Below are 13294 nucleotides of genomic sequence, written 5' to 3' on the forward strand. Positions count from 1 at the left end.
TGCAATGTCGACAGTAGACAGATTCTCCACCGTAAAAGTGCTGTGCATTGGCGACGTGATGCTCGACCGCTTCATTGGCGGCGACATCAAGCGAATTTCTCCCGAACGGCCTGTTCCGGTGATCTCGATCAGGAAGGCCGAGAAGATCCCCGGCGGCGCGGCCAACGTCGCGCGCAACATAAGCTCCCTCAGTGGCTCCTGTACGCTCGTCGGCTTGATCGGCGACGATGAGGCCGGCCGGGCCCTCGTGAACGAGCTCGAGCGCGACGCGGGCATCTCGGTTCAGTTCGTGGCATCCGTCGATCGGCCGACTACAGAGAAAGTCCGCTACGTATCGCAGGGACAACACGTCATTCGCGCGGACATCGAGTGCGCCGAAAATCTGTCACCGGATTTGGAGCGGGAACTGCTCGAACTCATCTCCCGCATACTGCCGAGCCATGACGTGGTCGTGCTCTCGGATTACGCAAAAGGCGTGCTGACAGACGCCGTCATCCGGCGCACAATTCAGCTTGCGCAAGAGGCGAAGGTTTCCGTTCTGGTCGATCCGAAATCGCAGCACCTCGAGCGATACTCGGGCGCGACCGTCATCACCCCGAATTCAAAGGAATTGCTCGCCGCGACGGGCATCGACCCTGGAACTGACAACGACTCTGCCGTTCAAGCCTGCCACTCTGTCCTGAACAATACGACTATCGAGAGCATTCTTGTCACCCGCGCCGAAAGAGGCATGACCCTTCTCTCCCGAAAGAGGGATGCGGTCCACATTGCTGCCACCGCGCGCGAGGTTGCTGACGTCGTTGGAGCTGGCGATACAGCAATTGCCACGCTGTCTTTGGCTGTTGGCGCAGGCGCTGACCTGGAAGAAGCAGCAGCGCTTGCCAACTGTGCTGCTGGAGTGGTGGTGGGCAAGCACGGCACGGCTACGGTCACGAGAAGCGAGCTCCTTGACGCGTTTGCCTCCGCTCAGAAATTCTCCGACGACGAGACGTCTCAGCGGCTCTTCCCTCTCGACGACGTCAAATCGCGTATTGCACTCTGGAAGAAAGATGGTCTTAGGGTTGGATTCACCAACGGATGTTTCGACATTCTACATGTCGGACATCTCAAGCTCCTGAATTTCGCGAGATCCAATTGCGATCGTCTTGTCGTCGCTGTGAACAGCGACGATTCGGTTAGACGCCTAAAAGGACCCACTCGCCCAATCAACGACGAGGCTGACCGGTCTGTCCTGCTTGCCTCGCTGAAGATGGTGGATGCGGTCGTAATATTTGATGAGGATACGCCCCTCCAGATCATCGAATCGATCTGCCCTGACGTACTGGTCAAAGGGGCGGATTACCAGATCGACCAAATTGTCGGCGCATCATTTGTACTTGCCCATGGCGGGGCGGTTCTGCGAAGCGAGTTCGTGCCGGGACGCAGCACCTCGAATGTTATCGCGCAGATTTCCAACACGAGTTCGCGATGATTGTCGTCACTGGGGCTGCCGGATTCATCGGCTCGAATATCGTCGCCGACCTCGAGCGGCTGGGAAAGGGGCCGATCGCAGTCTGCGATTGGTTTGGCAGTGGGGAGAAATGGCTAAATCTGGCCAAGAGATCGATTGCCGCATTTGTCGCGCCGGAACGCCTGATCGATTTTCTGAATGCCAACGCGTCTGCAATTAGCGCCGTGATCCATATGGGCGCGATCTCGGCGACAACCGAGAAGGATGTGGATCGACTGGTCGAACTCAATATTAACTTCAGCGTCAGCCTCTGGGATTGGTGCGCTGCGGCGCGCGTGCCATTCCTTTACGCATCATCGGCTGCGACATATGGTGGTCGTGAAGCTGATTTTTCTGACCAGGACGACGCCGAATCTCTCAGCCAACTGCGCCCTCTTAACGGGTATGGTTGGAGTAAGAAGGCGGTTGATCAGATCTTTGCGGCGCGCGTTGCAGAAGGCCGGCCAACACCACCGCAATGGATCGGGTTCAAGTTCTTCAACGTTTACGGCCCCAACGAATATCACAAGGATGATATGCGCAGCGTCATCTCGAAACTCTTCGACACGATCCAGGCCGGCGAGGGAATCAAGCTATTCAAGTCTCATCGCCCTGATATTCGCGATGGTGAACAGTTGCGCGATTTCGTATATGTGAAGGACTGCTCCAAAATTGCCTGTTGGGCTCTCGAGAACCCAACTGTGAGCGGCATCTTCAATCTCGGCACCGGCAAGGCACGGTCATTTCTCGATCTGGCAATGCTGGTGCGCAGTCGCCTCAAACAGCATGTCCCGATCGAGTTCATCGACATGCCAGAAGCGATTCGAGCAAAATACCAGTATTTTACCCAGGCAGACACGACCAAGATTAAACTTGCCGGGATGAATTTCGAGTTCACGAGCCTGGAGGATGGGATCGCGGACTATCTCGATCACTACTTGCTAAGGGACGATCGATATCGATGACATCGAGAGAGAAGATCCTGGTGTATCGGCTGGGCAGCCTTGGAGATACTATCGTCGCCCTACCCTGCTTTCACAAGATCGCGGAGGCATTTCCGGATGCGGACCGCATCCTACTCACCAACATCCCTGTTTCGACCAAAGCCGCTCCGCTGCAGGCCGTTCTCGGCGACAACGGATTGATCCATCGCTATATCTCCTATCCTACTGGAACGAGGTCGCTCGCAGAGCTCTGGAAACTGTCGCAGACCATTCGAGCAATGGGCGTCGATACGCTGGTCTATCTTATGCCCGCCCGTGGCCGTACTAAAATCGTGCGGGACAGATATTTCTTCCGATTGAGCGGCGTAGGTAGGATTATCGGCCTTCCAACGACGCCGGACCTCCAGGCCAATCGGATCGATCCCAAAACCGGCGCTGAAGAGCGCGAATGCGAGCGGTTGGCCCGAACGCTGTTCGAACTCGGGCCGATTGATCTCGCGTCAGCAGCCTCCTGGGATCTCCTGTTGACCGCGCAGGAGAGGCAAAAGGGCGAAGAGATCGTCGCCGGCATTAAAGCTTCTCCAATCGCGCTCAATATGGGCGGCAAGGCCGCCGAAAAAGACTGGGGTATTGAGCGTTGGCTGGAGCTCCTGAAGCGGCTGTCAGCTTCGTTCGGAGATCATCCCTTACTGATCGTAGGTGCGGCGGAAGACTCCGAGCGCGCGCAGCAGGTGGGCCAGGCTTGGCCCGGTACCGTCATCGACGCGTGCGGCCGACTATCTCCACGAGAGAGCGCTGCGGCCTTACGCTCGGCGAAACTCTTCATCGGACACGATTCCGGCCCTCTGCATCTTGCCGCCGCGATCGGCGTATCTTGCGTAGGCTTGTTCGGTAACTTCAACAAGCCGATGAAATGGCATCCATACGGGGCTGGCCATCGCATCATTCATGACATGGCGGGGATGGCGGCGATTTCCATCAACGAGGTGCTTGACGCTGCGTTATCGCTGCTTTCGCAGAGTGAGTCCGAACCAGCGTCTTCTACTATCGCCCGATAATGTCCTCGAGCCCAACCACCACGTCACGCAAAAGCAGTGGCGAACCGGCTGCGGCGCAGTCATCGTTCAGGCGACTGGCCTCCACCTTTGGAGCTCAGATCTACAACCAGTCTGTTACGGTCGGCATCCAGCTCGCGCTTGTGCCTGTACTGCTGCACTATTGGGGCACAGAGCATTATGGCGTTTGGCTCTTGTTGTCTGCAATCCCGACTTACCTAACCTTCGCCGACTTCGGCTTCACGATGGCCGCCAAGAACGTTATGACGATTAAGGTCGCCGGCGGAGACCGATCGGGAGCCCTGGTCACCTACCAGAGCATCTTCATGCTACTCAACCTGGTCGTAGCGGCCATCCTTGTGGTCCTGGTTTTGGGACTTCCCATCGTGCGAATCGGCACAGTCTTCTCGCTTGGCTCCGTCAGCGAAGCCGCAGCCAAGACCGTTCTCTTCCTGCTAGCGGCCAATGTCCTGCTCACTCAGTACCTGCTTCTATTGGCAAGCGGCCTGAGGTGCATCGGAAAGCCCACGGAAGAAGTGGTGTGGGCAGCATCGGCCCGGCTGATGGAGGGAGCCGTCACAGCAGTGACTGCGGCGCTTGGCGGAGACATCGTGGCTGCCGCACTCGCGATCGTGGTCAATCGCCTCGCGTTTAATCTCGCCGCCTGGGCTAGGTTGAGGTTACTGGAGAAATGGCTGGCTCTGGGTCGGCAACATGCATCATTGGGTGAGGCCAGAAGGCTGTTTCATCCGTCGCTCAGCTTCATGCTGGTTTCGATTGGACAGGCTCTGACCATTCAAGGGCCGGTTCTGATCCTTGGCGCGATCGGATCTCCTGTGCAGGTCGTGATTTTTTCAACCGCGCGAACGTTGGCGCGGCTGGGAACATCAGCCCTCAATATGATCAACTTTGCGCTCGCACCAGAGTATTCACGTCTCTTCGGCTTGGGGCATCTTCAGCACTTTGCAAAACTTACTCGATATCACCTGTGGGCAACCACTGGGCTGAGCTTTTCATACGTAGTGGCTGTAGGCCTTGCAGGACAAGGCATAATAGAAATCTGGACAACCGGGAAGGTTTCCGTTGATCGGACGTTCCTTATGATATTGCTTCTCTCCGTGGCCGCCGAGATGATCTGGAGTTCGGAGTTGTTGCCAGCAGCATCGATCAACCGGCATGTCGCTGCATCCCATGTTTTCTGCCTCCTAAGTGTTATTGGCATCCTCCTTTCCTACATCAGCGGCCAGTACTTCGGTGGCATGGCTGCTGTTGCACTTCCAATTATGGGAATTCACTGTTTGATGGCAGCGTATGCAGGATTTAAACTCTGGCATCATTCCAGATCGCTAATTTGAGGATGAGGCAAGGACGGTTTATATGAGAGATTACCGCTCGATTATTGCGGATCCTGAAATGCTTTACTTCAGCGGGAGAAGATTCCCGGGCGCGTTAGAGGAATATCGAATAGTCAGCGGCTAGCGACACATCTGCGCGCGCTCATCTGCGCGCTTCCGGAGACGATTCATCTGATGACGACTAGACCCCTTCCCGTCGCTAGCCTTGATCAAAATCTCGGAATGATAGCACTCGCCTATGCGGGGCTTGCGGCCTTGGCTTGGCTAGTCCAAGCTGGGGCGTCTTTCGATAAACCAATTTTGGTCCCGATCGTCACTGCGGCCTTCGCCGTCCATGCGCTCGCAAGGAGACGCGACTATTCCGATCCAGTAATTTTCTTTGTCCTTGTTATGGCGATTTATAGCTTGCTTCCGTTAGTCGCGGAGACAGGAGGAACCCGCGTAACGCTTGGCTTCGTTCTTCGTGACGCATTTGGCATCTACAATTGGGCTAACTTGTCCACCCTTGTTGCCGCCGCTGTGTGCTTTCTGTGCATCAAAGGGCAAGAAAGATCTGGGACTTCGCAATCTGACCGCGCCCTCTCCATCGTTGCAGTAACTGGTGCAACCGCAAGCCTCTTACTGAGCGCCACCTATGTAGCGCGCAACGGCATTGTTTTGGGTGGTGATGTTTCATACGCTCAAGGCTTCGAGGTTCGCCTTCAGGCCGGAACAGGTTTCCTTCTACTCTCAATTCCGCTGGCGATCGCTGCATATGCCGCGGCATTGATAATGAAGCGAAGGAAGATCCTGTTGATTTGCTTCTCGATCCTGTCGATTTTGGTAATCGCAATTGCTCTTGGACAGCGAAAATACTTTCTCCAGGTATTTCTATTTGCCGCCGGTGCAGTTTGGCGCCCCAGACGCGCCGCTTGGCTTTATGTTTCGCTCGCGGGGATTGCGGTTCTATTCGTAGTATTTTCATTTCTTGGCTATCTTCGTATCCAACAGCTACCTATCTCTTCCTTCCTCGTACCTGACGAATGGGAGCGCTTCTTCCTGAGATTTGATCAATATTTGGGAAATGAGACTGTGGCTCTCTACTCAACGTCAGCTGCTGCTACAACCACAGCAATTACGCCGTTGCCATATCTCGGAGACTACTCGCTGGCCTGGCAACTGCTGATACCTCAATTCTTGTTCAAATCAGATTTTATACCTCTGAACGCCAGATTTGGTTACGTCTACAATCCCGCAGAAGCTGTCAAAGGCGCGGGTTGGGGGTTCTCATTCATTGGAGAAGCATACCTTGTTGGCGGTTACTTCGGCATTACGTTCGTAATTCTGTTCCAGTTAATGATCTTTCGGCTCATCTATCTTCTTGGAAATCGCTCCAAACATACAGGGATGTGGGGAGTCGTCTCACTTTGCTCGCTTTATTTTGCTCTGTGGACACAAAGGAATGCTTTTGCATATTTGTTACGAGAATTTACGATTTTGCTTGTGGTTGTTGTTCTCCTCTTCCTGTTTGCCTCATTGCTCGTGTCAGATTCCAGACGCACGCGAGGAGCCCAGCTCGCCAGATCTCGGGCCGAGGAGTAGGTATAAAGCCTTTCGGCGCACGGCATGTGTCGCCCAGAGCGGCCCCCTAACGATTGTGACTGGGAAAGGGGAGATGACAAGGTTAGTCATCTCGTGAAATGCACCTTTGCATTGATGAACAATAGAGTTCGCCTCTCTCCTTGCTAGCATCGTCTATCGGAGGGCGATCTCGTCCGCTATAATCGTAAGATCCTGCCACTCTCCATAGTCGAGGAATGGGGTCTTACTTTGCAAATCTCCAATTAGGCGATTGTCTCGAAACAATTGGACCTTTGGCGCCGCAGACTCAAATGCATCGGTCACAGTGATGCGCCTTAGCCAGGAAGCCGTCGGATACTTTGCTTGCGCGGCGAAGCCCTTTCCCTCTATTAGACTAGAATGGACTATCCACTCATGAACTCCCGCGGGCACCCATCGCTCCCACGTCTGAGTGCCTAGAATGATACGCACGGATGCGGGCTCCCGAAGAAACGTAACGACATCCAGATAGTCTACCGTCGGACTAGCGTGGCGCCAGACGGCGTTTATTGCCTTAGCTTTGGGATTTTTCAGTTTTGCGTTCGCTAGTTGCTTTGGCCGCAGCAACACGACGCGTTCCTCTTGAATTGCAGGCTGCCGACCCGATCGAAGCCAAGAGGAAAAATAAGTCGTGAGGTAAAGCCACACCCTCCCGGCGGTGTTGGTCGGAACGATGGCCGTATCCTCGCTAAAATCATTCCACGTCTGTATGTTGACGAAGGCCGGTCTGTTCTTAATGGCCTCAAGCCAGCCATCAATGTATCTGGCTGCTCCGAAGCTGTTGCCGTACTCCATCGGAAGCTGACCTGCTCTACGCTGGTAGAAGGCAGGCGACACCGGAAAGGCTACTTCCTTGTTCAGAGCAGATCCGACCCTGAAGACAACAGGCGAATGCAAGGCGGACCAATCATCCTGGGGGGTCCAGACATCAATAGCATTTGACTTCAGGATAAGGGGTGAACGAACAGCTTTCTCGAACTGGTAGGGGACGTAAAACATTGTGTAAGTTTCATCCAAACCGCCCCAGGGTTCGAGGAAATCGCTGATCTGCTTAATCGGCGCAGAGAGCGGATCGTGGACTTTCGCCGCAATACCAGAATCGAACGCGAAGATAAACATTGGCTTTCCGTCCCGCACGAGGAAAGCTCCCGGATGCGCATCCATGAAGTGCTTTATGGTCTTGCCGAACGTCTCGAAATCATCTGCCCAGGGATTAGCCCAAAACTCCGGGATTATCTTGGTCGAAGAGCGCGTTGCAACGTCTGCCACCATATCGAGCCCACGGGCGAATTGGCTTATAGGCAGCATACGCGGCCCCAATAATAGGCCAATGGCGTCTACGCCTGCCTCCTTCATCAGTTCGAACTCTCTCGCCAATGCGACCTCTCCATCGGAGGCAACTTGGGCAAGATCCGCCGAATACCAGGAGCTTTCACGCCCCATCGGCGGCCAGTCCTTTAGATTATCTCCTAGCTTCGGGTTCCTGACTCGCTCATCAGTCGGTTGGTAGGCGCCTAAAACATAGCAGTGCATATAGTGAGCAAAAACCAAGGGCTTTTTGACCTGCTCCTGCGAACGAGCTTTCAGATCCCCGCCAACGAGCAGACTAACAACCGCAAAGGTCAGTAGACTCGGTATCCTCAAGATCTTTACCTTAATGAAGTTCACAGCTTATGAATTCCCCGAAAATGAGAGAATATGGCGATCTCACCTACAGACGAGTGGACAAGAATTGAACATCCTTCACATTATTTCAAGCGCTGACCTTCGAACTGGAGGACCGATCCAAGGCATCGTCGCCACCAATCCACTTCTGATCGAGCGCGGCCACCGCCGAGTCCTTGTCACACTCGATTCCTTATCCGACGCCTGGATCGCCGATTTTCCCGTACCTCTAGTTCCGCTAGGCGTATCTCACAAGAAGAGCTGGCGCTGGCTGCCCTGGGTACGCTACCGCTATTCCCCCCATCTTCTTCCTTGGCTGCGAAACAACGTCAGCAAATTCGATGCAGTCGTCGTAAACGGCCTTTGGAATTACTCTAGTTTCGCCGCTAGATTGGCATTGCGTAGGTCGGCCACGCCTTATTTCGTATATACACACGGAATGCTCGATCCGTGGTTTCGAAAGGCGTATCCTCTCAAGCATATAGCAAAGCAGCTGTCTTGGTGGTTAAGCGAAGGACCGCTACTGTCCGGCGCGCATCGGGTCATTTTTACAACCGATGAGGAGCGCGTGCTGGCCCGAAACGCATTCTGGCCTTATCGTGTTAAAGACACGGTCGTCGGATACGGAACCACTTTTCAATCTGGGGATATCGCGCGCCAGAAACGGCTCTTCCGAGCTTATATTCCCGCCCTAGGCGATCGGCCTTTCATTTTATTCCTAAGTCGTGTCCATCCAAAGAAGGGCTGCGATCTGCTCGTTCAAGCCTTCGGTGAAGTGGCGGACAAATTCCCCGAGCTCGATCTCGTCATAGCTGGCCCGGACCAAGTCGACTGGATCCCGAAACTTCAAGCACAGGCTGAAGCCGCGGGTATTGCCAACCGAATTCACTGGCCGGGAATGCTCAGCGGGGATCTCAAATGGGGCGCATTCCACGCATGCGAGGCGTTCATCTTGCCTTCACACCAAGAGAACTTTGGTATCGTCGTAGCCGAGGCGCTTGCCTGCAGTAGACCGGTGCTGATCTCAAACAAGGTCAATATCTGGCGCGAGGTGTCCAGTAATGGCGCGGGCTGGGTGGCGCACGATGACCTGAGTGGGACGCTCGAGCTCTTGAATAAGTTCTGCACAATGACTCACACTGAGAAGGCCAACATGCAAGATGCCGCGCGAGCCACCTTTCTCATGCATTTCGACATGAACAAGAATATTGATCAGTTTATCCAGCTCCTCAAGACATAAGCCGCGCTAACCCAACAGACGAGAACGGATGTCTTTCGAATGAGATGAGTGCCTTGATCAGAAAATCAGACGCAATCCGTATAGGTCTAGAGATGACATGTCGAGAAAAGCCGCCGGCGGGTCCCAAATACGGCGGCGCAACCTATCCACTCAGTCATAGGCTGGAGCGCGCGGCATGGAATTTGATTTGGTCTGCATTTGGGATCTGGACACCAGCGCCCCTGCACCGGTGGCGTAGATTTCTGCTGTGCGCATTCGGAGCCCAGCTTGCTCGCAACGCATACGTCTATCCAGGCGTCAAGGTCTGGTACCCAAAGAATCTGCAAATGGGTGAATATGCGTGCCTTGGACCAGGAGTGATTTGTTATTGCATGGATTTGATTTCGATTGAGCCTTTCGCACTAGTCTCTCAGAGAGCTCACCTTTGCGCCGGAACTCACGACGTTGACGATCCGGACTTCCGACTCGTTACCAAGCCCATCCATATCGGCAGAAATGCCTGGGTGGCCGCTGAGGCTTTTGTGGGGCCAGGCGTCACTGTCCCCCGAAATGCCGTACTGGGTGCTAGAGCGGTGGCTATGAAAGACTTGGAGGAAGGAAAAATCTACGCTGGGAATCCAGCGCGCCTTCTAAGAAGTCGGTCCGTTACTAACTGACCTGAATTCTCTTCTTTATTTCATTTGCGGTGATGACTCCAATGAACTGGCGACAGAAGCTTTTGCAGTGGCGGGCTAGCCCCTTAGGCGAAAAATTGATCGGATTGGCCGACTTCGACATACGTTGGCGGATACAGAACGTGAATTTTCCAGTGTATCTCCAGGCCTCGAAGAATTTGTCAGAAATTCTGACAGGGTCTGGGAAGGAAACTGCGGAACGCGCGCTATTCAGATCCATCGCATCTCGATCAGAGATGAGAGAGTTTTGGGATGTAGGCGCAAACATAGGACAGTATACGTGGGAATTTCTTTCGTCCGGTCCTGAAAAGAGAGCAATACTTTTTGAACCAGACGATCGAAATGTGAAAACGATTCGTCGTACTATCTCCAAAGCATCTCTCGATAGTTGCAAAATCGAGAAGAAGGCGGTCTCGGACCGGGTCGGAACGATCGAATTCAAGCGCGATACTATCACCGGCAAGCAAGGAACGATTGTAACCAACGCAAATATCGAACGTGTGATGGGCCGTCCGGCTCACTCAATTCAGATAACCTGCACAACCATTGATCATGTTTCACGGCAAACAAATCGGTCTCCCGATCTGATTAAGATCGATGTCGAAGGGGCCGAGCAAGCTGTGATCGATGGTGGGACCGACGTCTTCAGTAAGGACAGACCGCTTGTTTTCATTGAGGTTCTAGCTAGCAATTTCCCAGAGATAGAAAGCAAGTTTCAGGCGTGGGGGTATCGCCTGTTCGACGCCATCCTGAGGAGACCGGCCAACGCTCATTCGTTCAACCTCGTTGCAATCAGCCCCGATCGTCACCCTCGATTGTTCAGCGAACTCTTCACCTCAGCCGATTAGAGACAAAATGCTGCTCGCCGTAATCATTCTCACCTATAACGAGGAACGTCATCTCGATCGTGCATTAAAAAGCATCGCGGACGTAGCCAGCGAGATCATTATCGTCGACTCGTTCTCAACCGACGGAACAGTCGAAATTGCAAGACGCTACAACGCCGTCGTGCTGCAAAACCGCTTCATCAATCAGGCGAAGCAATTTCAATGGGCGCTCGACAACGCGCCGATTAGGTCTGATTGGGTGATGCGGCTCGATGCCGACGAATATATCGAACCAGATCTTACCGCCGAATTACTTACCCAACTGCCTATTTTACCATTGGGAGTAACGGGAATAAATCTAAGACGAAAGCTCGTATTCATGGGGCGCACTATAAAATATGGTGGACGCGGCATCCTTGTAATGACTAGAATCTGGCGATACGGCTACGGTCGCATCGAAGATCGTTGGATGGACGAGCACATCTTTGTAAGCAGCGGCCGGACCGTGACATTTTCTGGTGGCTTCGCGGATCATAACCTAAACGACCTCTCGCACTTTATCGAGAAGCACAATAAATACGCTACGCGTGAAGCGGTTGAGCTACTGAATCAAACTCTACATTTCATGCGGGGAACGCCGGCACTTTCCAGTAGCAGCAGCTCACGACAGGCCGCCATTAAGCGCTTCCTCAAGCAAAACATCTACAACAGAATCCCATTTCAACTTAGCGCTTTCGCATACTTCTTTTATCGATACGTGCTGCGCCTCGGGTTTCTCGACGGAAAAGAAGGGCTAATTTACAACGTGCTGCAAGGATTCTGGTATCGCTTCCTTGTGGGGGCCAAGCTAGAGGAACTAAAGCGGGCCGTCAGCGACCTAGGTAGTCCGAATTCCATCGCTAAAGAACTGACTGAGCGAACTGGGTTCCAGATGGAAGCGACCTGCAAAGCGAATGCGGGGCGTGACTGAGTACTCAATGATCACGCGCTGTGCAACGGCCCCGCGTTTACATTGATTGATGGATCATCGAGCATTAGAGCCTACTAAGCTCCCAGCTTAGCCCAAACGATCTAGGCGGAGAAGATCCAACCTTCATTGGAAACTTCAGAAAGCAGCGTTTGCGAAAGACAACTTCAGCCGGGCTTGGACGTGGTGACTTCGCCGACAACTTCTGCACCATGCGCTAAGCGTTCTAACCAAAACGTCTGCTGTAGTCTCAGTGCGGGATACTTCTTTCGTGCATTGGCAATAACGCCAAAAAAGCTCGTTCCAGCAGAAGCGCTACAACTTCTGAGAGATTGAATATCGAAACGTGGTAATTTTTGTCATAGTACCAAGAATGGTATCGATGCGCTTGTAACCCTGAACGTCTAAGGCATGGCATCGTTCGGAATTGAAGTAACACACCTTAACTTTGATTAATCGGGGACAATTGTTCTTTATGCTGACTACGTGGTCAACCACGTCCCGATTAGCTGCGTGGGCTCGCGAAGCTGCTTCAATGTCCAAGCATGGTCTCCCCAAGGCATCACGAATAGTCGGTCCCGTTGAGGGATCCGCAGGGCCTTGCATCGTGATCGTAGACCTCGTGGGCACACTGCTGGACTGGGCTGCTGCAGGACATAACGGCCCAGCGCCAGCCAACAATAATGCGCACGTAAGATGCCCCAAAAGCAAATAGTTGGTATTCTTGATCATCGCCATAATCTTTCGTCCGACTCCACGCCGGGTACGGCGATCTTGACCCCTTCCCGCCACAGCTTCCGCGCAATGACCTCTCGCGATATTAACTCTGCTTTCGAAAGGCTCGCGAGAAGACGGTCACGTTGAGCCCAACCGACCCCCATCAGGTTTACAGCGGCGGCATCAGTCAAATCGCTGTCGACCATATTAGCAAACTCAAAGACCGCCTTTTCCTGCACGGCTTCGCTTAGGCTCGGAAATACCGCGAGGGCAAGCCTGTTGCGTCGAAGCGCAACCCACCCCTCCAGCGGACCTGTAGCGTAAGATTGGGTTAGAAAGGTGAGACTCTTAGGATCGAAACCTCCGCGAGTATTCTCGAGCGAATAGAGCATTAACCAGAGGTAACTGGTAGATGGATTTAGAAATAGCGAGATTCGCAAACTCTCCTGAGCATGTTGCGCCTCACGATCAGTGGCATCCGAGTCGCCGAGCGCCAAGGCCTCTTCGAATCTTCGAACCCGGATTATTGCTTCGGCCTCCGCTAAGGGCGCCTGCAACAGCGCGGGCCCGAATTGGGGCTGAGTGCGCAGCAGCGCATCGCCTAGCTTTCCCAACTTGTAGCGATCATCGGTGACGATACGAAGAGCCATTTCGAGAATTGGCGCGCCCGCTCGGAATGAGGGGAGGGCGACAAATGCCCAGAGCGCGGCGGCGAGGCCAAGCGATCCAAAGAGCACGCGTGGCCATGATTGCCGCATAAAC

11 protein-coding genes are annotated in these 13294 nt (G+C 53.8%); 9 read left to right on the forward strand and 2 right to left on the reverse strand.

From position 1 onward, the window contains the following. Positions 1-4: 4 nt before the first annotated feature. From hldE to N2602_RS30955, 5 genes are all read left to right on the forward strand, one after another. The gene (gene hldE / locus N2602_RS30935) at positions 5-1471 is read left to right on the forward strand and encodes a bifunctional D-glycero-beta-D-manno-heptose-7-phosphate kinase/D-glycero-beta-D-manno-heptose 1-phosphate adenylyltransferase HldE (protein WP_260380428.1); all 1467 of its coding nucleotides are present in this window, start codon (positions 5-7) and stop codon (positions 1469-1471) included. After that, positions 1468-2454 carry an ADP-glyceromanno-heptose 6-epimerase gene (gene rfaD, locus N2602_RS30940; protein WP_260380429.1) on the forward strand — a complete coding sequence of 329 codons (987 nt, stop codon included), beginning with the start codon at positions 1468-1470 and terminating at the stop codon, positions 2452-2454. The genes hldE and rfaD overlap by 4 nt, the downstream gene beginning before the upstream one ends. Next, a complete protein-coding gene (locus tag N2602_RS30945) occupies positions 2451-3491 on the forward strand; it encodes a glycosyltransferase family 9 protein (protein WP_260380430.1) in 1041 nt (346 codons plus the stop codon). Before rfaD ends, N2602_RS30945 begins: the two co-directional genes overlap by 4 nt. After that, positions 3491-4843: a lipopolysaccharide biosynthesis protein gene (locus tag N2602_RS30950; protein ID WP_260380431.1), complete on the forward strand. Its 1353-nt coding sequence runs from the start codon at positions 3491-3493 to the stop codon at positions 4841-4843. Before N2602_RS30945 ends, N2602_RS30950 begins: the two co-directional genes overlap by 1 nt. 222 nt (positions 4844-5065) lie before the next feature. Further along, positions 5066-6424, forward strand: coding sequence for an O-antigen polysaccharide polymerase Wzy family protein (locus N2602_RS30955; RefSeq protein ID WP_260380432.1), 1359 nt, complete (start codon positions 5066-5068; stop codon positions 6422-6424). Between the two features lie 153 nt (positions 6425-6577). Here the strand turns inward: N2602_RS30955 and N2602_RS30960 are convergent, their stop codons facing one another. Next, on the reverse strand, positions 6578-8110 hold the full coding sequence (locus N2602_RS30960) for an endo-1,3-alpha-glucanase family glycosylhydrolase (protein WP_260380433.1): 1533 nt from the start codon (positions 8108-8110) through the stop codon (positions 6578-6580). Between the two features lie 64 nt (positions 8111-8174). On the opposite strand from N2602_RS30960, the gene N2602_RS30965 reads away from it, so the two are divergent. The 4 genes from N2602_RS30965 to N2602_RS30980 all read left to right on the forward strand — a co-directional run bounded on the left by N2602_RS30965 (position 8175) and on the right by N2602_RS30980 (position 11818). After that, positions 8175-9347: a glycosyltransferase gene (locus N2602_RS30965; RefSeq protein ID WP_260380434.1), complete on the forward strand. Its 1173-nt coding sequence runs from the start codon at positions 8175-8177 to the stop codon at positions 9345-9347. Positions 9348-9439: 92 nt separating this feature from the next. After that, positions 9440-10003, forward strand: coding sequence for a putative colanic acid biosynthesis acetyltransferase (locus N2602_RS38985; RefSeq protein ID WP_409241928.1), 564 nt, complete (start codon positions 9440-9442; stop codon positions 10001-10003). A gap of 41 nt (positions 10004-10044) precedes the next feature. After that, positions 10045-10869: an FkbM family methyltransferase gene (locus N2602_RS30975; protein ID WP_260380435.1), complete on the forward strand. Its 825-nt coding sequence runs from the start codon at positions 10045-10047 to the stop codon at positions 10867-10869. 7 nt (positions 10870-10876) lie between these two features. Continuing rightward, a complete protein-coding gene (locus N2602_RS30980) occupies positions 10877-11818 on the forward strand; it encodes a glycosyltransferase family 2 protein (RefSeq protein WP_260380436.1) in 942 nt (313 codons plus the stop codon). A 725-nt stretch (positions 11819-12543) separates the two neighbouring features. On the opposite strand, the gene N2602_RS30985 is transcribed toward N2602_RS30980, so the two are convergent. Continuing rightward, positions 12544-13290 carry a hypothetical protein gene (locus N2602_RS30985; RefSeq protein WP_260380437.1) on the reverse strand — a complete coding sequence of 249 codons (747 nt, stop codon included), beginning with the start codon at positions 13288-13290 and terminating at the stop codon, positions 12544-12546. Positions 13291-13294 lie beyond the last annotated feature (4 nt).

Origin of the sequence: Bradyrhizobium sp. NC92, assembly GCF_025200865.1 — a bacterium.
Lineage (GTDB): Bacteria > Pseudomonadota > Alphaproteobacteria > Rhizobiales > Xanthobacteraceae > Bradyrhizobium.

Excerpts from the sequence above, each read along its gene's own strand:
- N2602_RS30950 (WP_260380431.1), top strand. The coding sequence starts at position 3,491 with ATGTCCTCGAGCCCAACCACCACGTCACGCAAAAGCAGTGGCGAACCG.
- N2602_RS30955 (WP_260380432.1), top strand. The coding sequence starts at position 5,066 with ATGATAGCACTCGCCTATGCGGGGCTTGCGGCCTTGGCTTGGCTAGTC.
- N2602_RS30975 (WP_260380435.1), top strand. The coding sequence starts at position 10,045 with ATGAACTGGCGACAGAAGCTTTTGCAGTGGCGGGCTAGCCCCTTAGGC.
- N2602_RS30945 (WP_260380430.1), top strand. The coding sequence starts at position 2,451 with ATGACATCGAGAGAGAAGATCCTGGTGTATCGGCTGGGCAGCCTTGGA.
- N2602_RS30980 (WP_260380436.1), top strand. The coding sequence starts at position 10,877 with ATGCTGCTCGCCGTAATCATTCTCACCTATAACGAGGAACGTCATCTC.
- N2602_RS38985 (WP_409241928.1), top strand. The coding sequence starts at position 9,440 with ATGACATGTCGAGAAAAGCCGCCGGCGGGTCCCAAATACGGCGGCGCA.
- N2602_RS30985 (WP_260380437.1), bottom strand. The coding sequence starts at position 13,290 with ATGCGGCAATCATGGCCACGCGTGCTCTTTGGATCGCTTGGCCTCGCC.
- hldE (WP_260380428.1), top strand. The coding sequence starts at position 5 with ATGTCGACAGTAGACAGATTCTCCACCGTAAAAGTGCTGTGCATTGGC.
- rfaD (WP_260380429.1), top strand. The coding sequence starts at position 1,468 with ATGATTGTCGTCACTGGGGCTGCCGGATTCATCGGCTCGAATATCGTC.